The following is a 22,306-nucleotide window of genomic DNA, read 5'->3' as shown; positions in this document are numbered from 1 at the left end:
GAGCGAGCGCAGCTCGCGATGCGCCGCGCGGGCGGCGCTCGATCTCACAGGCGCTGCATATCTTGTGACAAACACCTATCAGCCCTGATGCGCCCCCTGTGTGTGGCTTGCCTGCGATGGGCCACAAAGCGGCCCCTGCACTACAGGCAGGCCTACGGCGCGGCGTTCTGCGCCGCAGCAGGCAGAACTGCGCGTTTACGCTGCCCCAGCAACGCGCGCGCTGCCAACGCGGCCACCACCAGGCCGGGTGAGGCCGCCAGCAGCAAGCCCCCTACCCCCGCCCCCGCCGCCAGGATTTGCCCGGCAGCCAATGGCCCGGCCATCGAGCCCAGCCGGCCCACGGCCACAGACGCACCAACGCCTGTGGCGCGCACGTGGGTGGGGTACAGCGTGGGTGCCAAGGCATACAGCACCAGTTGCCCGCCAATGGCGCAATAACCGGCGGTAAAGCCCGCCACCAGCATCAGCGCAAAACTGCTCGACAGCCCCAGCCCAGCCAGCGAGGCCAGCATCCCGGCGTAGGCGATGAACACCGCACGCCCGGCATGCCCGCGGTCCATCATGCGCCCGGTCAGGAACGAGCCTGCTGCGCCGCCAAGGTTGAACAGGATCTGCACCGCACCCGCCTGCGGCCGGCTGTAACCCTGGCCCATCAACAACGACGGCAACCAGTTCAGGAGCATGTACAGCACAGTCAGGGTGAAGAAGCACGCCAGCCAGAGCAGCAGCGTGCGGCTGACCTGCCCCGGCCCGAACAGCTGGGTCAGCAACCCCGCATCACCCGCGCTGGCTGCAGGCCGGGCGCGAAACGCCTGGGACTCTTTCAGCCACAGCATCAGCACCAGGGCAATCATGATCGGCGCAATACCGCCCACGTAGAACACCACTCGCCAGTCTTCACCCAACCCGGCCATGCCGATCACCGAAGCGATCGCCCCACCCAGCGGCACGCCGCAGTAGGTCACACTCACCGCCGTACTGCGCAGGTGCTCCGGCGCCGCCTCGCTGGCCAGGGCGATCAGGATCGGCAGCGCTGCACCAAGCCCCAACCCTGTCACCAGCCGTGCGATCAACAGCGTGCTGTAGCTGTCGGCATGCGCAGTGCCAAGCGAAAAACCACCAAACAGCAATACCGCGACGATCAACACCGCTTTTCGGCCCAGCCTGTCGGCCAGCCAGCCGCCAATGAACGCGCCCGGCAACAGCCCAAGCAACCCTGCGCTGAATACCCAGCCGAGCATCGCCGAGGTCAGCGCGAATTCCTTGGCCATGTGCGGTGCAGCGACGCCGGTGGCCTGAAGGTCCAGGCCCTCAAGCAACGCCACCAGAAAACACAGGCCGATGGTGAGCACCGGCTTGCTTGCAGCTTTGGATGAATGACTCATGTGTGGCCCCTGTTGTTATGGGTCGTGAAATCAAAGCCTGAATGTGGCACGCAAGGAAACGATCGAAGAATCTTCGCCGCCGGCCTCCTTGATGCCAGCGCCAACGTCGTAGTACTTGAGGTCCAGGTCCAGCGTGAGATTGGGTGTGGCCAGCCAACGGGCGTTGGCCCGATAGATGGTGCCGACATGGCGCCCGGTTCCTCGGGTGTTGGCCAGCATGCTCATGCCCGGCATGTACACCCCGTCCTCTTCGCGTTGCTTCCACACCGCCAGCACGGCCGGCTCGAAACGCACCGTGCGCGACGGCGAAAAACCGAACGTGGGCCCGACCACGATCAAGTTGCTCAAGGTGGTCAGGCTGGCTTCGCCATACACGCCGTTGCGCGGGAACAGCGGGTCGAAGGTACCGACCTTGCCATCGCCAGGCTCGCCATCGCCGCTGGCAGCATCGACGCGCAGTCCCAGGCGCGGTTGCCAGGGGTGGGCGAAGGTATAGCCACTGTCACTCGACAGCGCCCAGGCGCGGATCGATGCGCCGCCCAGGTGGCCCCGCTGGCCAGCCAGGTTCCAGCTCCAGTCAAGCGCTTGATAGCGGCCGAACAGGCGAGTGCCGAAGGTGTAGCGCTGCTCGTCGCCGACCTCGCCAGCCAGGCTGCGCGCGTCGGTCTGCAGGCCAAAGCCGAACAGGTCCATGCTCCAGCTGGGGGTCAGCGGCAACGTGCCGTACAGCCCATAGAACTTCACCGCGTTGTTGCTGCCGTCATCCCAGCTGTCCTCACCGGTTTTCAGTGGCCTGACGGCGAAGGCATCGAGCTTGTAGCCGCGCTTAAGGTTGAGGCTGGCGCGCACGCCATCGAAGCTCAGGCGCAGGTTCGGCGCGTCTCGGTAGGTGACGAAGACCTGATCGCCGTAGGCCATTTCCTGACGACCGACGCGGGTGGTGTACCGGCCTGCGGCAAAGTCATGATTGAAGTCGATGAACGCCTGACGGATTTCGTTGCGGCCTTCGTCGTTGGGCGAATAAAGGTCCTTGCCGAAGGCGCGGGTGTTTTCCACCTGCAAGAACGTGCGCAGCCTGTCATCGAACAGGTGCAGGTCCGCATGCGCCTGCAAGCGTTGCAGCAGGTAGGAGTCGTCTTTCAGGCCCCGCAAACCGAAGAAGGGTTGGTCCAAGGCATCGGCACGGTAGCGGGCCTCCGCGCCGAGCTGCAGCCAGGCGGACTCGGACAACCGGTGGTAGCGCAGCCCATCGAACGGGTCGCTGGCCTTGGCGGGGTCATCGAGGAAGCGGTAGTCCTCGACCCAGCGCGGCGCGCCGGGCCGGCCTGGCCGGCTCTCTTCCAGCGGGTTCGCAGCATACGTGTACTGGCATAGCGAAAGCAGCACAACGGGCACCCATGCCCGGTTCAACGGCTTGGTCATCAGAAGTTTCCTTTACTTGTTTTTATAAATTTGGATAACTCTGTTAACTATTATTTTTGTTAACCATATTGCCGTCAATGGTTAAATCGCCCCGACAAGGTGCCTGCGCGCATAAGCGTTCGCTGATCGAACGCTTATGCGCCAACCGCCTGCGCAAACCCGGCCCCGGCCGCTAATATCGACGCTGCGTGGTGTCTAACCTGCGGGTAAGCACCGCCCTCTACCTACCAAAACAACAAGAGCACCCCAATGAACTGCCTAAAATCCCTTGCTGCGCTCGGCCTGCTGATGCTCGGCACCAGCCAAGCCATGGCCGCCCCTATCGTTAAACAACCAAACATTCTGCTCATCGTGGCAGACGACCTCGGGTTCTCTGACCTGTCAGCACTGGGCAGCGAAATTCAGACCCCCAACCTGGACAGCCTGCTGGCCGACGGCCGCCTGATGCTGGACTTTCATGCCGCTCCCAGTTGCTCCCCGACCCGGGCGATGCTGATGTCCGGCAACGACCCACACCTGGCCGGGTTGGGCATGATGGCCGAGGCACGCAAGCGCCTGCCGCCTGGCACTGAAGTGCGCCCCGGCTACGAGGGTGTGCTGGCAGGCAATGTCGCCACCCTCGCCGAGCTGCTGCACGATGCCGGCTACCGGACCTTCATTTCCGGCAAATGGCATTTGGGCATGCAACCTGCGCAACAGCCGCAGAACCGCGGGTTCGACCAGGCCTACGTGCTGCTCGAAGGCGGCGCCGCGCACTTCAAGCAAGCCAACATGGATTTGCAGCCGAACTACAGCGCAACCTTCCTGCACAACGGTGAACCCATCGCGCTGCCCACCGACTTCTACTCCAGCACCTGGTTCACCGACCGCCTCATTGACGCGATTGACCAGCCCAACCCTGGCAACAAACCGTTCTTCGCCTTCGCCGCCTATACCGCGCCGCATTGGCCGCTGCAGGCACCGGACCAGTACCTGGCGCAATACCGCGGCCGCTATGACGAGGGCTACGAGGCCATCGCCAAACAGCGCCTGGAGCGCCAGCGCAAGGCCGGCCTGGTACCGGCCGACTTCCCGCTGGACGCACAACTGGAAGGCGTGCCGAGCTGGGCATCGCTCAGCGCCGAGCAGCAACGCCAATCGGCGCGCACCATGGAGGTCTACGCCGCCATGGTCAGCGCCCTGGATGCCGAGGTGGGCAGGTTGGTAGCGCACCTGCGCCAGCGGGGCGAACTGGAAAATACGCTGATCCTGTTCATGTCCGACAATGGCCCGGAGAACGCTTCACGGGTGGACCCGACGTGGATCAGCCAGCACTTCGACAACCGCCTGGACAACTACGGCCGACGCGACTCGTTCCTGATGATCGGCTCGGCCTGGGCCCAGGTCAGCGCCTTGCCCAGCCGCCGCTACAAGATGACCACCTACCAGGGCGGCATCCGCGTGCCGGCCTTTGTCTACTACCCGGCCACGATCAAAGCGGGGCGCGGCGAAGCGCTGGCCAGCGTGCGCGACATCATGCCCACCCTGTTGCAACTGGCCGGTGCGCCGATGCCCGGCATCAAGTACCGCGACCGCGATATCGTGCCGCCGCAGGGCAGTTCGGCACTGAACTACCTGCAAGGCGACGACACGCTCATCCATGCCGGTGACGAAGCCCTGGGCTGGGAAATCAACGGCAGTGCTTCGCTGCGCAAGGGCCCGATGAAGCTGCTGTGGGATGCCACCGACGGCAAACCGGCGTGGCACCTGTACGACCTGCGCAAAGACCCAGGTGAGCACCACGACATCGCCGCTGCGCACCCCGAGCAAGTGGCACAGATGCTGCGCGACTGGAAGGCCTACGCCCAGCGCAGCAATATCGTGATCGATGCCGAAGGCCGCCCCGCCAGCCCTGCCAGAGTGGCGAGCCCGGCGGTGGCCAGCAAGCAATGATCGGGCGTGCAGCCGGCTGCGCACTGCTCGCCGCCGGTTTGCTCGCCATTGGCTACAGCGCCTGGCCGCAAGCGGCGGCCCCGGCGCTGCTGTGTGATGGCTATGGTGGTGTACCCACCCCCCGTGAAGGCCCCTGGCGGGACGGCATGGTGCAGCTGCCCGGCGGCAAGTTCAGTTTCGGCTCGGACCGCTACTACGACGAGGAGGGCCCCGCCCACCTGGCGCAAGTGTCGGCGTTCTGGATCGATGTGCACCCGGTCACCAATGCCCAGTTCGCGCGCTTTGTCGCGGCGACCGGCTACCTCACCCATGCCGAGCGGGGGATCGACAAGGCCAACGACCCCAGCCTGCCCCAGCACCTGCGCGTGCCGGGGGCAATGGTGTTCAAGCAAGGGCCGGATGTGCTGCGCCCGGGTTGGCAGTTCGTGCCCGGGGCAAGCTGGCGCCACCCGCAAGGCCCGGGCAGCGACTTGCAAGGGCTGGATAACCACCCGGTGGTGCAAGTGGCACTGGAGGATGCGCAGGCCTACGCGCGCTGGGCTGGGCGCAGGCTGCCCAGCGAGGCCCAGCTGGAATATGCAATGCGCGGCGGCCTGCAGGATGCCGACTTCAGCTGGGGCATGACCGAACTGCCCAAGGGCAAAGCCATGGCCAATACCTGGCAGGGCCAGTTTCCATACCACAACGCCGCCACCGACGGTTTCACCGGCACTTCGCCGGTGGGCTGTTTCCCGGCCAACGGCTTTGGCCTGTTCGATGCCGGGGGCAATGTCTGGGAGTTGACCCGCACGGGTTACAGCCCTGGCCATGCGCCGCAGCGCGACGCTGGCCTGGACCCGCCCGGGCCAAGCCTGGACGACAGCCACGACCCCGCCGACCCCGGCGTGAAAGTGGCAGTGATCAAGGGCGGTTCGCACCTGTGTTCGGCAGACCGCTGCCTGCGCTACCGGCCTTCGGCGCGGCAACCTCAGCCGGTGTTCATGGCCACTTCACACGTGGGTTTCAGAACGGTGCGGTAATGCTAGGCAACGGGGCAGCGGCCGCCGCCACGGCCGCTACCTGGCGGTCGAAATCGAGCATCAGGTAGTTGCAGAAAAAGCCGATGCTTTCCTGCTTATGCAGGCGCAGTGGGGCGCCCACCGGCAGGGCCTGCAGGCAACGCTCGGTGCGCGCCCAGGCAAACGCCTGCAACGCCGTGGCACACAGTTGCAGGAAGTCGCCGGCCGCGCGGTACGGGTACTCAGGGTCAGCGGCCGCCTTGGCCATAACCTCGGCAAGCAGCCCCTGCAGCACCGCACATACCCTCTGCAGAACCGCAGCCGCCATGCCGGTGCCGGCTTCTTTACGCAGTTCGCCCAGCAGCAGTGCCATGCCCGCCCCGCCGTCACCCAGCACCTTGCGCAGCAGCAGGTCGTTGGCCTGCACCTCGTTGGTGCCTTCGTAGATCATGGCGATGCGGCTGTCGCGCAGCGTTTGCTCGATACTGAACTCGCAGGTGTAGCCATAACCGCCGAACACCTGCAGGGCCTTGCTGGCCAGGGTGAAACCTTGCTCGGTGAAGGCAGCCTTGATGACCGGTGTCAGCAGCGCCGCCAGCGTCGCCGCCTTGGCCCGTTGCCCGGGGTCAGTGGCCGCTGCGGCCACATCCAGCCAGTGCGCCGCCCAGTAGCCCAGTGCGCGCATACCTTCGCTGCGCACCCGCAGCTCAAGCAGTACCCGGCGCATGGCGGGGTGCAAGTGAATGGGGTCGGCTTGGCCCTTGGGCTGCCCGGGCGCATTCATCTGCCTACGCGCCATGGCGTATTCCCGGGCACATTGCCAGGCGGCTTCGGCGTGCGCCAGCCCTTGCAAGCCAACGTGCAGCCGGGCCGAATTCATCATCACGAACATCGCCGCCAGGCCGCCGTGCGCCTGCCCCACCAACCAGCCACTGGCCGCTTCGAAGCGCAATGCACAGGTGGCGCTACCGCGGATACCCAACTTGTGCTCCAGGCCTTCGCACTGCACCGCATTACGCTGACCGTCTTCCAGCCATTTGGGGACCAGCAGCAGCGACAAACCGCGGCTGCCGGCCGGCGCGCCCGGCAGCCGCGCCAGCACCAGATGCACGATCTGGCGGGTCAGGTCGTGGTCGCCGCCGGAGATGAACAGCTTGTTGCCCGTGATGGCATGACGGCCGTCGCCCAACGGCTCGGCGCGGCAGCGCAACAGGCCCAGGTCGCTGCCGGCCTGGGGCTCGGTCAGGCACATGGTGGGCAGGATCTCGCCACTGACGATACCGGGCAGGTAGCGTGCCTGCAGTTGTTCGCTGGCATGCGCCTGCAGGCATTGATACGCGCCATGGGCGATACCGGTGTACATGGCCCAGGCATGGTTGCTGGCGAAGAGCATTTCCTGCAGCGCAGCGTCGAGCACCAGCGGCAACCCTTGGCCGCCGAACTGCGGGGTACAGGCCAATGCCGGCCACCCTGCCTCGACATAAGCCTGGTAGGCCGCCGGGAAACCGTGCGGGGTCCGCACCTGCCCTGCCTCCATACGGCAACCCTGGCGATCACCTGTGGCGTTCAGCGGCACCAGCACCTGCTCAGTGAAGCGGGCGGCTTGTTCCAGCACCTGCCACGCCAGTTCCAGGTCCAGGTCGGCATGAGGCGGCATTGCCTGCCAGGCCTTGTCAGCCTGGAGCCAATGTTGCAGCACGAATTGCATGTCCAGCAGGGGGGCCTTCCAGGCCATGGAACACCTCTTGTTCAGGCAGTGAAACGGGGGTTTTCGATGAGCAGCGCCATGCCTTGGCCGCCGCCAATGCACGCAGCAGCCACCCCATAGCGCAGGTTGCCCTGCTGCAGTTGCCGAGCGAGTGTGTGCACCAGCCGCAACCCGGTGGCGGCCAGCGGGTGCCCGAGGGCAATGGCGCCACCGTGAACGTTGAGCTTTGCCACATCGAGCTGTAGCGCCTGGGCCACCGCCACCACCTGCGCGGCTTGCGCTTCGTTGATTTCGAAGCGGTCTATCTGGTCTGCGCGCAGGCCGCTGCGGCGCAGTAGCAGCTCGATGGCCGGCACCGGCCCGATACCCATGGTGTGCGGCGATACGCCCACCGCCGTGGCCATCAACAGTTTCGCCAGGGGCGGTCGCGTGCAACTGGCGTAGGGCGCCACCACTGCCGCCGCCGCCCCATCGGCGACCGCGCAACTGTTGCCTGCGGTTTGTACCCCACCAGGGTGCACGGTACGCAGCCGCGCCAGCGCTGCAGCATCGGTGGGCCGTGGGTGGCTGTCGCGGCTGACTTCGGCGAGCCCGCGTGGCAGTTCGATACCGCGTGGCTGGTAGCCGTCGGCGAAGAAGCTTTCGCTGCTGATGCTGACGATTTCCTCAGCGAACCAACCGGCCTGCTGGGCCTGTAACGCGCGCTGATGGCTGCGCAAGGCCCAGGCATCCACGGTTTCCCGCGCCAGGCCATGCTCACGGGCCAGGTTGTCTGCGGTGCCGATCATGTCCACATCGGCCGCCGGGTCGTACAACGCCTCCCAGAGAAAGTCCTTGAACCCGACCGGCGCCCCCAGGCGGAAGCCGCCCCGGTGTTCATAGGCCGCGATCGGGTTGCGTGACATGGATTCGGCACCAACGCACAACACCTGCGGCGCCCCGCTGCGCAGTTGCTCGGCAGCCTGGCGCAACAGCTCGAGCCCCGTGCCACAGATGCGCTGTACCGCCAAGGCCGGCACTGCCAGCGGCACGCCACAGTAAAGGCCGACATGCCTTGGCAGGAAATAGGCATCGAAGCTGGCCTGGGCCATGCTGCCGGCCAGCACGCTGCCCACGGCCTGCGGATCGCTACCGGCACGCGCCAGCACCGCCCGCCCGGCCTTGATGGCCAGGTCGATGGGTGAAACGGTTGCCAGCGAACCCCCAAGGTCAACCCAAGGGGTGCGCACCATATCGACGATGGCAACGTCGTCGAACACGGTGCACAGCCCGCCGCTCATGGCCGCGCCTGTGCGTGCAACTGGCCCGGGGCTTCGCGCCGATACAGCGCCTCGACCAGGGCAGCGCGCCGCTGCAACACCGCACGTTGGTTGATCGAGCCCTTGTCGGTGATTTCGCCCGCGTCGATCGAGGGTGGCTCTTCAAGCAAGGCCAACCATTCGATGCGGCTGGCGTTGCCTTGGGCGTCCCGGTTCAGGTGCGTCAGCCAGTTGGCAAACCACTGGCGCACCGCGTCGCTGCCCAGCACCTGGGCGTCGCTGGCCTCTGCCCCAAGCCCCGCCAATTGCCGGCACTCGGGTAGCCGCGGGAACACCAGCATGCCCAGGCACTCGCGATCGGGCGCCGCGACCACGACGTCCTGCACATAGGGCGAGCCTTCCAGCACCGCACGGTTGCGCAGTGGCCCGACACTGACGAATACACCCGACGACAGCTTGAAGTCCTCGGCGATGCGGCCGTCGAACATCAGGCCCTGCTCCGGCTGTTGCGGATCGGCGAGTTTCAGGGCATCGCCCGAGCAGTAGAAGCCCTCCTCGTCGAACACCTCGGCGGTCTGCTGCGGCGAGCGCCAGTAGCCCGGCATGATATGCGGGCCGCGAAACCGCGCTTCGAGCTTGTCGGCCTGGGGCACCAGCTTCACCTCACAACCCGGTGCCGGCAAGCCGACGTAGCCGGCCATCGACAGCGGCCCGGTGGTAAAGGTGCAGGACGGCGCCGCCTCGGTCATGCCCAGGCCCGCCATCATGCGGATACGCTCGCCGCAGTGCTGCTCGGCGATACGGTCCAGGCGGTCCCAAACGCTTTGCGAAAGACCCGCTGCGGCAAAGAAGAACAGCTTCATGCGGGCGAAGAACACCTCGCGCAGCTGGGGGTCCTGCTCCAGCGCCTTGGCCAGCTCTTCCCAACCCCTGGGTACGGTGAGGTAGGCCGTGGGCGAAATCTCGCGCAGGTTGCGCAAGGTTTCCGCGAAGCCTTGCGGGGTCGGCTTGCCGGCGTCCAGATAGAAACTGCCGCCGTTGTACAGGACGATCCCCAGGTTGTGGCTGCCGCCGAAGGTGTGGTTCCAGGGCAGCCAGTCGACCAGCACCGGCGGCTCTTCGGCAAACACCGGGAAGGTCTGCAGCAGCATCTGCTGGTTGGCGCAGAGCATGCGCTGGGTGGTGATCACCGCCTTGGGCAGCTTGGTGGAACCCGAGGTGAACAGGAACTTGGCAATAGTATCGGGCCCGGTGGCGGCGAACGCAGCGTCTGCCGGCGCCAGGTCACAGGGCTGCAGCAGGCTGGCGAAACTGAAATGGCGGCGGCGTGGCGGCTGGCCATGCACGCTCACCACCGGCACCGATTCATCCAGCACGGCATCGAAGGCACGCTGGAACGGCTGGCTGTCGGTGGCGAACACCAGGCCAGGGGTCAGCACCTCGCAAACGTGGCGCAGCTTGGCGAAGTCCTGCGACAGCAGTGCGTAGGCAGGCGACACCGGGCAGTATGGAATGCCGGCATACATGGCCCCCAGGGCAAGCTGCAGGTGCTCGATGTCATTGCCGGAAAACAGTACCAGCGGCCGTTCGGCGCCAAGGCCGAACCCCAGCAAGTGGGCAGCGATGGTACGTACCTGTTCGAGCATCTGCGCATAGCTGACTTCACGCCAGCCACCGCTGGGCTCGCGCGCGGCGATGAAGGTGGTGTGCGGGCGAACGCGCGCCCAGTGCAGCAGGCGGTCGAGCAGGCGCGCCGGCAAAGGCGCCAACGGCTCCAGCGCCAGCATGCGCAGCACACCGTCGGTTTCACTGACCTGCACTTGTGGGTGCCCAATGGACACCTGCCGGTAGCGCGGCGGTTGGCCAGGGTCGCATGACCGCAGGCGGGGTTGGGTATTCACGCAGGTTGCTCCTTGTTCTTGTTGTACAGGCTGCCGCCGCCGGGCATTGCCCGGGGCGGCCCGTTGCGTGTTGCTCAGATGGGGTAATGCCGGGGGCCCTGTTGCAGGGTGACCCAGCGCAACTGGGTGAACTGGTCGATGGCCGTGCGGCTGCCGAAGCTGCCATAGCCGCTGGCCTTCACCCCGCCGAAGGGCATTTGCGCTTCATCGTGCACGGTCGGCCCGTTGATGTGGCAGATACCCGATTCCACGCGCTGGGCCAGGGCCAGCGCCCGGCTGGTGTCCCGGCTGAAAATGGCTGACGACAGGCCAAACTCCGAATCGTTGGCCAGTTGCAGCAAGGCCTCGTCACCTTCGGCGCGCAGCACTACAGCTACCGGCCCGAACGACTCTTCGCGGTACAGGCGCATACTGCTGTCGACATGGTCGAGCAGGGTCGGCTGCAGGATGCTGCCGTCCAGCTGGCCGCCGCAGACCAGGCGAGCGCCCTTGGCCACGGCATCGTCGATCAGCGCCTTGATGCGTTCGCCCGCCGCACTGCTGACCAGCGAGCCGAGCACCGAGTCGCTGGCCTGGGGGTCGCCGGCACGAAGCCCGCTGACCTTGACTGCCAACTTGTCGACAAAGGTATCGGCGATGCGGCTATCGGCCAGCAAGCGCTCGGTGGACATGCAGATCTGGCCCTGGTTGAAGTAGGCGCCAAAGGCCGCCGCTTCGACCGCGGCGTCCAGGTCGGCGTCGTGCAGCACCAGCAACGGCGCCTTGCCGCCCAACTCCAGCAAGGCCGGTTTCAGGTGGCGTGCGGCCAACTCGCCGACGATGCGCCCCACCTGGGTGGAGCCGGTAAAATTCACCCGCCGCACAGCGGGGTTGGCAATCAGGCGTTCGACCACCGCTGGCGCATCCTGCGGGGCGTTGCTGATGACATTGACCACGCCATCGCCCAGCCCCGCATCCTGAAGCACCTGGCCAATCAACCGGTGCACGGCCGGGCTCTGCTCCGACGCCTTCAGCACGACGGTATTGCCGCACGCCAGGGGCATGGCGATGGCGCGCGTGGCCAGAATGACCGGGGCATTCCAGGGCGCGATACCCAGCACCACCCCGCACGGTGCGCGCAAGGCCATGGCGAAACTGCCAGGCACATCGGAAGGGATCACCTCGCCGGTGACCTGCGTGGTCATGGCGGCGGCTTCACGCAGCATGTTGGCCGCCAGCTTCACATTGAAGCCGTACCAGTTGGCCATCGCCCCGGTTTCACCGGCCGCAGCGATGAACTCGCCGGCGCGTGCCTGCAGCAGGTCTGCGCCGGCCAGAAGGCGGCCACGTCGCTCACTGGGCGCCAGTGCTGCCCACGCCGGGAATGCCGCGCTGGCGGCTGCCACGGCAGCATCGGCATCGGCCAGCGAAGCCGCGGCCACCTGCGATACCACTTCACCACTGACCGGGTTGCGTCGCTCGAAGGTTCGTCCATCGCTGGCGGGGCACGACCGCCCGCCAATCAGCAAAGGCACCTGCAACATGCTCATTCCTCTTGTTGTATTCATGGGCACTATTCGCGGACTGCCGCCAGGGGCGGCACGGCCCGCTGGCACTCAACGCTTGTAAGCCTGCAGGCCTGGCTTGATGCTCTTGTCGTCGAGGAACTGCTTCATGCCCTGCTCGCGCCCCCCCTCGGTGTCCAGCAGGCGGGACTGGTCGAGCTTGGCGTACAGGTAGTCTTCGTTCTGCTCCCAGGTCAGTTCGCGGCAACGCTTGAAGCCGTTCTTGGCGGCACGCAGCACCACCGGGTTTTTCTCCAGCAGGTTCAGCGCCAGTTCGCGGGTGGTTTCGCGCAGTTGGGCCAACGGCACGCTTTCGTTCACCAGGCCCATTTCGGCCGCCTTTGCCCCACCGAAGGTCTTGCCGGTCATGATGTAGTACAGCGACTGACGGTGGCCCACGGTGTCGGCCATGGCCTTGCTGACCAGGTTGCCGGGTGGGATGCCCCAGTTGATTTCCGACAGGCCGAACGTGGCTTCGTCGGCACAGATGGCCAGGTCGCAGGCCACCAGCGGGCTGAAACCGCCGCCGAAACACCAGCCGTTGACCATGGCGATGGTCGGTTTGGCGTACATGCGCAGCAGCTTCCACTGCCACTGCGATGCATCGCGGCGGATTTTTTCCTGAAGGATTTCCGGCCCGGCGTCCACCTCGCGGAAGTACTCCTTGAGGTCCATGCCGGCCGTCCACGACTCCCCGGCACCGGTCAGGACCAGTACGCCAGCCTCGGCGTCCTGCTCCAGGGTTTCCAGCACGTCGATCATTTCCCGGTTCAGGGTGGGGCTCATGGCGTTGCGTTTTTCTGGCCGATTGAGGGTGACCCAGGCAATGCCCGACTCCAGCTCGACTTTCACGGTAGCCCAACGGCCTGCGTATTTGCTCATGGTTCTGCACTCTTGTTGTTCGGGGTGATGCCTTCAAGCTAAGGGAGCAAATTAGTTATGTCAATTAACTATTATGAAAATTATCCTTTGCAGCACCTCAGCCCCCGCTCTTTTTCACCAGCCCTCCTCTAGCCGGATCCTGCCAAGGCAGGCAAACTAGGTAACTTTATTACCCATGCCCCAGGAGCCATTCACCCGATGGGAAGGTCTGCCCGCACCACCGATACCGCTGCCACCGCCGTTTCCGGGGCGGATGTCGTGCTTGAAGACTTGATCGGTTATGCCCTTCGCCGTGCCCAGTTGAAGCTGTTTCAGAACTTTATCGGCCGGCTGGCTGCCCATGATCTGCGCCCGGCGCAATTTTCGGCACTGGCGGTGATCGAGCAGAACCCAGGGCTGATGCAGGCGGACTTGGCCCGCTCGCTGGCCATCGAGCCACCCCAGGTGGTACCGCTGTTGAACAAGCTGGAAGAACGCGCCCTGGCCGTACGGGTGCGCTGCAAACCGGACAAGCGCTCGTACGGGATTTTTCTCAGCAAAGCCGGTGAAGTACTGCTTAAGGAGTTGAAGCAGATCGCCAGCGACAGCGACCGGGAAGCGACCGCGGCACTGAATGACGAGGAGCGCGAGCAATTACTGCGCTTGTTGACCAGGATCTACCAGGCGTAAAACCTGTGAGCCGCGCTACCGCGGTGCTGCTGCCGGTAGCGCATGATCTGCAATGACCCGGTGTACTCATTGGGAGTACCCCGCAGTGCCGAGGGCGCCCCATGCACCTGATCCCTGGATTGACCGGGCAAGCCAACGCCCTGATAGGCGGCGCCAGCCAAGGCATCGGCCTGGCACTGTGCCAGGCCTTGCTGGCCCGCGACGATATCGACCTGGTGTGGGCGGTATCGCGCAGTGCCAGCCGTAGCAGCGCATTGCTTGCGCTGACGGCCGCACACGGCCAACGCCTGAGGCTGGTGGATTGCGATGCACGCGACGAGGCGGCCCTTGCTGCGCTGGCCTGCACGGTCAGCGCTGGCTGCAAGCACCTGCACCTGGTGGTGAGCACGCTGGGCATTCTGCACCAGCAAGGCGCCAAGGCGGAAAAATCCCTGGCCCAGCTGGACCTGGCCGGGTTGCAGGCCAGCTTCGTAACCAATGCCTTCGCCCCTATTCTGCTACTCAAGCACCTGCTACCCCTGCTGCGCCAGCAGCCGGCCACCTTTGCCGCGTTGTCGGCGCGGGTGGGCTCGATCGGCGACAACCGCCTGGGCGGCTGGTACAGCTACCGCGCGAGCAAGGCGGCGCTGAACCAGCTGTTGCACACGGCAAGTATCGAGCTGCAACGCCTGAACCCGGCGGCTACGGTATTGGCGCTGCACCCAGGCACCACCGATACCGCGCTGTCGCGGCCGTTCCAAAGCAATGTGCCGCCGGGCAAGTTGTTCGAGCCGGCGTTTGCCGCCCAGTGCGTGATCGACCAGGTAGGCCGGACAGGCCCAGCCGACAGTGGCAGCTTCTGGGGGTGGGACGGCCAGCGGATCCCGTGGTGAGCCGCTTCGCGCCGCAGGCCCGGCCCCGCGCGGCATGACCTTGCAGGCACGCCACAGCCTTGACCCCGGCCCTTGCGCCGCCGCATGCTCGCAGGCTTGCCCCCACGCACAAGGAACGATTGCATGCTGCTGCAGCCCCTGGCCACCCACACCGAGCTGGGCCTGGGCCCATTCGCGCAATGACGCTGTTGTATCTGAAGCTGATCGTCACCCCTTTGCTGATGTGGGCCATTTCCCTGGCGTCGCGCCGATGGGGCGGCCTGCTGGGCGGGCTGTTGTCCGGCATGCCCATTACCTCGGCACTGGTCATGACCTTCCTGTGCCTGGAACAGGGCAGCACCTTTGCTGTAGCTGCAGTGCCTGGCGCACTGGGCGGCCTGGTGGCGGTGCAGGCGACGTACTGCTGCTTCATGTGGAGCACCCGCCGGGCAGCGCTGGTACCCGCCGTGCTGCTGGCGTTGCTGGCGTACGGCCTGGTGGCTTACGCATTTACCCACTGGGGCAACCTGCACCTGTCGGTGGCCGTAGCGCTGGTTCTGATCGGGGTGCTGATACGCGCCAGTGGCCGCGAGCCCAGCCCGGACATGCTGGCCCGCCCCAAGCACCGATACTGGGAAATACCGCTGCGCATGGTGGCGGCGACCAGCCTGCTGATGCTGACCACAAGCCTGGCCGACTGGCTGGGCCCGGCAACCAGCGGCATGCTGGCACCGATACCGGTAATCGCATGGCCGCTGGTTGTGTTTGCCTACGTCCAGAATGGCCGGCCCGGGATGGCCGCGATGGTGCGGGGCAATGCGATTGGCGCGGTGGGGGTGATCGCGTTCTACCTGGTATTGGCAGCACTGCTGCAAGCCTGGGGCGCCGCGGCTGCCATCGGCGTGGCAATCGCCAGTGCCGTGGTGCTGACCCTAGGGCTGGCCGCCGCATTACGGCGGCGCTGACGTTCAGCCTGCCACGCCAAGGGGTGGCGGGCTCACCCGGTGGGCTTCGTCACGCCACGTCGATTTGGGTCAGCCCCATTACCTTGGCCTGGGCCAGGATTTCGTCCGGGCCGGCATCAGCGGGCGGCATCAGCAAACTGTTCTCGCCGTCGCCAAAGTGCAGCACCATCAGGTGCAGCGCTGCCTGGTGCAGGGCAAGCTCGGGCTGTTCGAGCTCGAAGGTGTGGGTGCAAGGCTGGCCATTGAGTTGATAGCGGACCGTGTAGGCGTGCATGAGAACCTCTTGATTGAACAAGGACTCAATACCTGACCGGTCGGGCAGAAAATAATTCAGGTAAATAGCGGCCGCCTGGCCCGTTGGGCCAAACGACCACCAGGTTGGCACTGCCCTGCGCTTACTCGGCGCCCGGCGGAATGCCGTCCTTGTTCTTGTCTTTCAACCGGGCCTTCTCTTCTTCCGTGGAATGGGCTGGCACTTGGGTTTGCTGGTCTTTCTGCTGCTCGGCCATGGGCGTGTCCTCTTCGATGGTGGCTGAACGATTACCTGCACTCGTCACGGTTGCTGGCGCTGCATCGTTTTGCGGTGCAAGGCGATGAATGGCGCCTCGGCAGGGTCGATGCGGTCCATTTCGGCCGCGATCCGGTGCCAGTAGGGATACTGGGGCGCGATCCGCGTGGCCTGTTCCATCTGTTCCAGGTCTTCTGGCAAGAGCACCAGCTCGGTCGCCTGCAAGTTGTCATGCAGCTGCTCGAAGCTGCGCCCCGCCGTGATCACGCTGGTGATGCCGGGGCGGTCCTTGAGCCAGGCCAGGCATACCCGTGCCGGCGAGCAGCCATGGCGCTGGCCGATGGTGATCAAGGCTTCGATGATGTCATAGGCCCGCTCGCGATCATGCACGTAGGGTTCTGGCCAGTCATTGCCCTGGCGGGTGCCCTTGGGGGCCTGCTGCCCGCGCCGCACCTTGCCGGTCAGCAACCCCTCGCCCAGGGGCCCCCACACCAAGGTTGCAACCCCTTGGTCGATGGCCATGGGTAGCAATTCGTACTCGGCTTCGCGCGCCTCCGGGGTGTAGTAGATTTGCTGCGATACCGGCTGCTGCCAGCCATTCACGCGCGCGCAGCCGAGGGTTTTCATCATTTGCCAGGCGGTGTAGTTGGACGTGCCGAAGTAGCGGATCTTCCCGCTCTGCACCAGGTGGTCCAAGGCCGCCAGGGTTTCCTCCACCGGCGTCACGCCATCCCAGTTGTGTACCTGGTACAGGTCGATATGGTCGGTACCCAGGCGCTTGAGGCTGGCCTCGCAGGCGCGAATCAAGTGGTAACGCGACGCCCCGCTGTCGTTGGGGTTGTCGCCCATCGGGCTGCGCGCCTTGGTCGCGAGGATGATCGACTGGCGCCGCTGGGCCAGCGCCTGGCCAACGATTTCTTCGGCAAGGCCGTGCGAGTACAAGTCGGCCGTGTCCACCAGATTGACGCCGGCATCGAAGGCCATGTCGAACATGCGCCGTGCCTGGTCGACATCCACGCTACCGGTTTTTTCGAATGCGCCACGCCCGCCGAACGGGACCGTGCCAACCACCAGCTCCGAAACCAGCAGGCCAGTGTTGCCGAGTGCGCGGTATTTCATGGGCTACCTCCATTGCATAAGACATGCAATACCGACGGCCCATGGCGCTGAAACGTTCAATCAGGTTGGCCGAACCCGGCTGGGGCAAGCAACCACGCGCCAGGCCAGCCTGGTATTCAGAACACCGACCAGCCAATGCGTGCGCTCAGCAACTCCAGCGCGGCCATGCCGGCCAGCGAGTTGCCCGCCGCATTCAGCTCCGGCGACCACACGCATACGCTGAACTGCCCCGGTACGATGGCGACGATGCCGCCGCCCACGCCACTCTTGCCCGGCAACCCTACCCGGTAGGCGAAGTTGCCTGCCTCGTCATACAGGCCACTGGTGGCCATGATCGAGTTCACCTGCTGGGTCTGGCGACGGCTGAGAATTTGCTGACCGCTGTGCTTGCAAAAGCCGTCGTTGGCCAGAAAGCAGAATGCCCGCGCCAAGTCCAGGCAATTCATGCGCAGTGCGCAGTAGCTGAAGTAACTGCGCAGCACCGTTTCCACCTCGTTGTGGAAGTTGCCAAACGACTGCATCAGGTAAGCCATGGCCGCATTGCGCGCGCGGAACTGATACTCCGAATCGGCGACGCGGGTGTCGATCTGGATGTGCGGGTTACCGGACAGGCGCCGGACGAAATCGCGCATCGACAAGGTTGGCGCAGCGAAGCGCGACTGGTTGATGTCGCAGATGACCAGGGCCCCTGCGTTGATGAACGGGTTGCGCGGGCGCCCGCGCTCGAACTCCAGCTGCACCAGCGAGTTGAATGGCTGGCCGGACGGCTCATGGCCAAGCCGCTCCCAGATCGCTTCACCCGAATGGCCTATCGCCTGAACCAGGCTGAACACCTTGGAAATGCTCTGCACCGAGAACGGTTCCAGGGCGTCGCCCGCACAGTAGTGACTGCCATCGTTGCTGTAGACGGCGATGCCCAGTTGCTGGGCCGGCACGTCGGCCAGCGCAGGAATGTAATCGGCAACTTTGCCCGTGCCGATCAAAGGGCGTACTTGTTCAAGGATCTCGTTCAACAGCGTTTGCATGGCGGGCCCTGGTTCAGTCCCCCTCGACGACGGCGGGGGTCGCATTCTTGACGCCGAGTGCGTGAAGGAAATCACACATTTGGCAACAAACTCCCCCGTCGGCGTCGTTCGGCCTGCAAGGCCTGGGCCGCCGCCATGCCCAAGCCTGCGTCAGATCAATGCCTCACGGCTGTGCTGGCCGTCGACCAAGCGCTGCAGCCCCAGCGGGTTGGCATTTTTCAGCGCATCGGGCAGCAGCGCATCGGGGTAGTCCTGGAAGCACACCGGGCGCAGGAAGCGGTCGATGGCCAAGGTGCCGACCGAGGTGCCGCGAGCATCGGAGGTGGCCGGGTAGGGCCCACCATGCACCATCGCTTCGCACACTTCGACACCGGTGGGGTAACCGTTGAGCAGCAGGCGCCCTGCCTTGCGCTGCAGCAGCGGCACCAGCGTGGCGAACTGCTGGAGGTCTTGCGGCTCGGCGATCAGGGTGGCGGTGAGCTGCCCGTGCAACGCTTGCACGGCGCGGCGCAGCTCGGCTTCGTCGGCGACTTCGACCAGCACCGTGGCAGGCCCGAACACTTCTTCCTGCAGCAGTTCGTCACCGTTCAACAGCAGGCTCGCATCGGCCTGGAACAGCTGCGCCCGGGCCTGGTCGCCAACCTGCTCGGCACCGGCCAGGTGGCGCACGCCTGGGTGCTGGTGCAGGCGCTGCACGCCACTGGCATAGCTGCGCAAGGTGCCGGTATTGAGCATGGTTTGCGCGGGCTGGTCGGCCAGTTGCGCAGCCAGCGTTGCAGTGAAGGCGGTGAATGCCTCACCGGCAATGCCAATGACCAGCCCGGGGTTGGTGCAGAACTGCCCACAGCCCAGCACCACCGAAGCCGCCAGCGCCTCGGCCACCTGCCCGCCGCGCGCGCGCAACGCCGCGGGCAAGACCAGCACGGGGTTGATGCTGCTCATTTCGGCGAACACCGGAATCGGCTGGGGGCGTGCTGCCGCCAGGTCACACAGGGCACGCCCGCCCTTGAGCGAACCGGTAAACCCCACCGCCTGGATGGCCGGGTGGCGCACCAACGCTTCACCCACACCGCTACCGTAGATCATGTTGAATACCCCGGCAGGCATGCCGGTCGCCTGCGCCGCCCGCTCGATAGCCTCGCCCACCTGCGCGGCCGTGGCCATATGGCCGCTGTGCGCCTTGACCACCACCGAGCAGCCAGCGGCCAGCGCTGCTGCGGTGTCGCCGCCGGCAGTGGAGAACGCCAGGGGGAAGTTGCTGGCACCGAACACGGCTACCGGCCCTACGCCGGTGCGGTACTGGCGCAAGTCCGGGCGTGGCAGTGGCTGGCGCTGTGGCTGAGCGCGGTCGATGCGCGCCGCCAGGTAATCGCCGCGGCGCAGTACTTTGGCAAACAGGCGCAGCTGATTGCTGGTTCGGCCGCGCTCGCCCTGGATGCGCGCAGCAGGCAAGGCCGTTTCGCGGCACACTGTGGCGATGAAGCTATCGCCCAACGCGTCCAGCTGGTCGGCAATGGCATCGAGAAACTGCGCGCGACGCTCGGGCGCCATGCCGTTGTATTCGACGAATGCCGCTTCGGCGGCCTCGGCAGCGGCGGCCACCTCGCCAGGGGTGGCCTGGGTGAAGACCCCCGGCAAGGCTTCGCCGGTGCGCGCATCGAGGCTTTGCAGGTGAACGCTGCCAGCAGCGCTGCGCTGGCCGCCAATGAAATTGCTTGCAGACATGGTTGACTCCTGTAACAAGAAAGAAGGCCTGGCCCTCACAGGCTTTTCACCAGCCCCGGGCGAACCTGCCCGGGCGGTGCGGCAACGCCGTTGCGCAGCGGCTGGCCAAAGGCGTCGAGGCTGATTTCGAAGGTATCGCCCGGTCGGGCCTGCACCCCGTCGGCGAACGACAGTGTGGCGGTGCCGAAATAGTGCACATGCACATCGCCAGGGCGCAGGAACTGGCTGTATTTGAAGTGGTGGTACTCCAGGTTCTCGAAGCTGTGGCACATGTTCTGCTCGCCGGACAGGAACGGCTTGCTCCACAGCACCTGGCCATCGCGCAGAATGCGGCTGGTGCCTTCGAGGTGCGCTGGCAACGCTCCCAGGCGGAGCTCCGGGCCGAAACTGCAGGCGCGCAGCTTGGAATGCGCCAGGTACAGGTAGTTGCGCCGCTCCAGCACATGGTCGGAAAACTCGTTGCCCAAGGCGTAGCCGAGCCGGTACGGGGTATTGCCCGGGCCGATCAGGTACAGCCCGACCAGCTCAGGCTCCTCGCCGGCGTCTTCGGCAAAGGCCGGCAGCGGCAGGTCGGCGCCGGGGCGCACCACGATCGCGCCGTCGCCCTTGTAGAACCACTCCGGCTGCGCACCCTCCTCACCCGCTGGCGGCCGCCCGCCCGCCAGGCCCCACTGGAACATGCGCATGCTATCGGTCAAGGTACCTTCGGCCTGTTGCTGGTGCATTTTGTCGCGGGTGGCGGCGCTGCCCAGGTGGGTCAGGCCGGTGCCGGTGACCAGGCAGTGCGCCGGGTCCGGGTGGTCCAAAGGTGGCAGCACACGGCCCTGGGCCAGCAAGGCCAGGTAGTCGTGCCGCTCACCCAGCCCAGCGGCCCGGACTTCACTGGCCAGATCGCGGCCGGCGGAAATGGCCTGCAAGGCCAGCTCACGGGTGCTGCTGACGCCCCGCACTTCAAGGGCGTACTCGCCTTCCACCACGCCCACATGGCGCGCGCCGGCGGCGCTTTCGAATTGAATCAGTCGCATGGTTGATGTGCTCGCTTGTCGGTTGCAAAGTTCAGCGGGCGCCTTCGGCGGCCCGCGTGGAAGCCAGGCGTTGGCGACGCTCCAGGCGGTTGTAGACGACGCCGGTGAGCAGCACGCCGAACAGCATCACCAGGGCAAGGAAATACAGCCCCGAAGACAACTGCCCGGTGTGTTCCTTGAGCGCGCCGATACCGAACGGCCCCAGGTAGCCGCCAAGGTTGCCGATCGAGTTGATCAGAGCGATGCCTGCGGCTGCGCTGGCACCTGAAAAGAACCGCCCAGGCAGCGTCCAGAAGATGGCCGTGCAGGAAAACAGGGCAAATGCCACCACGCACAGCGCGGCCAACTGCAGCACCGGCACCGTCAGCCAGGCACTGAGGAACAGGCCTATGGCGCCCAGCGCACACAGCAGGCCCAGGTGCCCGTAGCGGTCGTTGAGGCGGTCAGAGCTGCGGGGCATGATCAACAGGCCGATGATGCCGAACAGGTACGGCACCGCCGAAACGAAACCCGTGACCAGATCGCTGCCGCCAAACTGGTGGATCAGCGTTGGCAGCCACAAGCCGAGGCCGTAGATGCTCAAGGTGACCGGCAGGTAGAACAGCGCCAGCAACAGTACGCGGCCGTCCTTGAGCGCATGCAGCGGGTTGCCATGGCGGGTCTGGCCAAAATCACGCAGGTCGTTGGCCAGTTGCTCCTGCAGCCAACTGCGTTGTGCCTCGCTGAGCCAGCGCACCTGCGCAGGCCCGTCCGGCAGCAGGCGCAAGGTAGGCCAGGCGAGCAGCACCGCCGGGGTGCCGATGCAGATGAACAGCCACTGCCAGCCATGCAGGCCGTAGATGCCCTCCAGCCCCAGCAGCGCGCCGGAAAGCGGCCCGGTGATCAGCATGGCCAGGGGCTGCGAGAGGATGAAAAAGCCCAGGATCTTGCCGCGATGCCGCACCGGGTACCACTGGGTTATGTAGTACAGCACCCCCGGAAAGAAGCCCGCCTCGGCGGCGCCGAGCAAGAAGCGCATCACGTAGAAGCCATTGGGCCCGGTCACGAAGGCCATGCCGATGGTGATTGCACCCCACGTCACCAGGATGCGGGCGAACCAGCGCCGCGCGCCAAAGCGGTCGAGCAGCAGGTTGCTCGGCACTTCGAACAGAAAATAGCCGATGAAGAACAGCCCGGCACCCAGGCCATAGGCCGCGTCACCCAGGCCGATGTCGGCGCCCATGTGCAGCTTGGCAAAGCCCACCGCCGAACGATCGACGTAGGCCACCAGGTAAAGCAGAACCAGAAAAGGGATGAGTTTCAGTGTGATCAGGCGGACAAGCCGCTGCTCCTGAATCATGGCGATGTCTCCAATTGTTCTTGTAATGAGCACAGCACCCGGCCGGGGC

At 65.6% G+C, this 22,306-nt stretch carries 18 protein-coding genes; 5 read left to right on the top strand and 13 right to left on the bottom strand.

Annotation, left to right across the window (positions count from 1 at the left end; all coding sequences use genetic code 11):
* Positions 1-152: 152 nt before the first annotated feature.
* Positions 153-1,385: a 3-(3-hydroxy-phenyl)propionate transporter MhpT gene (mhpT, locus tag EGJ22_RS11555; RefSeq protein WP_009685839.1), complete on the bottom strand. Its 1,233-nt coding sequence runs from the start codon at positions 1,383-1,385 to the stop codon at positions 153-155.
* Positions 1,386-1,415: 30 nt separating this feature from the next.
* Positions 1,416-2,807, bottom strand: a complete 1,392-nt coding sequence (locus EGJ22_RS11550; protein ID WP_029886998.1) for an alginate export family protein — start codon at positions 2,805-2,807, stop codon at positions 1,416-1,418.
* A gap of 249 nt (positions 2,808-3,056) precedes the next feature.
* On the opposite strand from EGJ22_RS11550, the gene EGJ22_RS11545 reads away from it, so the two are divergent.
* Together EGJ22_RS11545 and EGJ22_RS11540 are read left to right on the top strand one after the other, a co-directional pair.
* Entirely contained in the window at positions 3,057-4,739 is a 1,683-nt protein-coding gene (locus EGJ22_RS11545; RefSeq protein WP_029886997.1) for an arylsulfatase, read from the top strand.
* Positions 4,736-5,758 carry a formylglycine-generating enzyme family protein gene (locus tag EGJ22_RS11540; protein ID WP_029886996.1) on the top strand — a complete coding sequence of 341 codons (1,023 nt, stop codon included), beginning with the start codon at positions 4,736-4,738 and terminating at the stop codon, positions 5,756-5,758. Before EGJ22_RS11545 ends, EGJ22_RS11540 begins: the two co-directional genes overlap by 4 nt.
* On the opposite strand, the gene EGJ22_RS11535 is transcribed toward EGJ22_RS11540, so the two are convergent.
* The 5 genes from EGJ22_RS11535 to EGJ22_RS11515 form a co-directional block, all read right to left on the bottom strand.
* On the bottom strand, positions 5,742-7,472 hold the full coding sequence (locus EGJ22_RS11535; protein WP_029886995.1) for an acyl-CoA dehydrogenase family protein: 1,731 nt from the start codon (positions 7,470-7,472) through the stop codon (positions 5,742-5,744). The two genes, EGJ22_RS11540 and EGJ22_RS11535, sit on opposite strands and share 17 nt — an antisense overlap.
* 14 nt (positions 7,473-7,486) lie before the next feature.
* Positions 7,487-8,725, bottom strand: coding sequence for a thiolase family protein (locus EGJ22_RS11530; RefSeq protein ID WP_029886994.1), 1,239 nt, complete (start codon positions 8,723-8,725; stop codon positions 7,487-7,489).
* Entirely contained in the window at positions 8,722-10,605 is a 1,884-nt protein-coding gene (locus tag EGJ22_RS11525) for a feruloyl-CoA synthase (protein WP_033744729.1), read from the bottom strand. Before EGJ22_RS11525 ends, EGJ22_RS11530 begins: the two co-directional genes overlap by 4 nt.
* Before the next feature lie 74 nt (positions 10,606-10,679).
* A complete protein-coding gene (locus tag EGJ22_RS11520; protein ID WP_029886992.1) occupies positions 10,680-12,128 on the bottom strand; it encodes an aldehyde dehydrogenase in 1,449 nt (482 codons plus the stop codon).
* A 72-nt stretch (positions 12,129-12,200) separates the two neighbouring features.
* Positions 12,201-13,031 carry a p-hydroxycinnamoyl CoA hydratase/lyase gene (locus EGJ22_RS11515; protein ID WP_009685852.1) on the bottom strand — a complete coding sequence of 277 codons (831 nt, stop codon included), beginning with the start codon at positions 13,029-13,031 and terminating at the stop codon, positions 12,201-12,203.
* A gap of 198 nt (positions 13,032-13,229) precedes the next feature.
* Between EGJ22_RS11515 and EGJ22_RS11510 the strand changes: the two genes are divergently transcribed.
* The 3 genes from EGJ22_RS11510 (at position 13,230) to EGJ22_RS11500 (ending at position 15,516) form a co-directional block, all read left to right on the top strand.
* A complete protein-coding gene (locus EGJ22_RS11510) occupies positions 13,230-13,700 on the top strand; it encodes a MarR family winged helix-turn-helix transcriptional regulator (protein WP_029886991.1) in 471 nt (156 codons plus the stop codon).
* Between the two features lie 101 nt (positions 13,701-13,801).
* Positions 13,802-14,572 carry an SDR family NAD(P)-dependent oxidoreductase gene (locus EGJ22_RS11505; protein WP_029886990.1) on the top strand — a complete coding sequence of 257 codons (771 nt, stop codon included), beginning with the start codon at positions 13,802-13,804 and terminating at the stop codon, positions 14,570-14,572.
* Between the two features lie 179 nt (positions 14,573-14,751).
* Positions 14,752-15,516 (top strand): hypothetical protein, encoded by a 765-nt coding sequence (locus EGJ22_RS11500; RefSeq protein ID WP_029886989.1) that lies wholly within the window; start codon positions 14,752-14,754, stop codon positions 15,514-15,516.
* A gap of 49 nt (positions 15,517-15,565) precedes the next feature.
* Here the strand turns inward: EGJ22_RS11500 and EGJ22_RS11495 are convergent, their stop codons facing one another.
* From EGJ22_RS11495 to EGJ22_RS11470, 6 genes are all read right to left on the bottom strand, one after another.
* A complete protein-coding gene (locus EGJ22_RS11495; protein ID WP_029886988.1) occupies positions 15,566-15,790 on the bottom strand; it encodes a hypothetical protein in 225 nt (74 codons plus the stop codon).
* A gap of 279 nt (positions 15,791-16,069) precedes the next feature.
* Positions 16,070-17,143: an aldo/keto reductase gene (locus EGJ22_RS11490; RefSeq protein WP_029886987.1), complete on the bottom strand. Its 1,074-nt coding sequence runs from the start codon at positions 17,141-17,143 to the stop codon at positions 16,070-16,072.
* Positions 17,144-17,259: 116 nt separating this feature from the next.
* On the bottom strand, positions 17,260-18,168 hold the full coding sequence (gene glsB / locus EGJ22_RS11485; protein WP_009685859.1) for a glutaminase B: 909 nt from the start codon (positions 18,166-18,168) through the stop codon (positions 17,260-17,262).
* 150 nt (positions 18,169-18,318) lie between these two features.
* Complete coding sequence (locus tag EGJ22_RS11480; RefSeq protein ID WP_029886986.1) at positions 18,319-19,893, bottom strand: aldehyde dehydrogenase (NADP(+)); 1,575 nt, start codon at positions 19,891-19,893, stop codon at positions 18,319-18,321.
* A 35-nt stretch (positions 19,894-19,928) separates the two neighbouring features.
* The gene (gene araD1 / locus EGJ22_RS11475) at positions 19,929-20,918 is read right to left on the bottom strand and encodes an AraD1 family protein (protein ID WP_064314427.1); all 990 of its coding nucleotides are present in this window, start codon (positions 20,916-20,918) and stop codon (positions 19,929-19,931) included.
* Positions 20,919-20,949: 31 nt separating this feature from the next.
* A complete protein-coding gene (locus EGJ22_RS11470) occupies positions 20,950-22,257 on the bottom strand; it encodes an MFS transporter (protein ID WP_029884937.1) in 1,308 nt (435 codons plus the stop codon).
* Between the last annotated feature and the right edge of the window lie 49 nt (positions 22,258-22,306).

Origin of the sequence: Pseudomonas sp. p99-361 (genome assembly GCF_003935475.1) — a bacterium.
GTDB lineage: Bacteria > Pseudomonadota > Gammaproteobacteria > Pseudomonadales > Pseudomonadaceae > Aquipseudomonas > Aquipseudomonas juntendi.
Note: the sequence above shows the minus strand (reverse complement) of the source record. Positions and strands in the feature narration are given on the sequence as shown.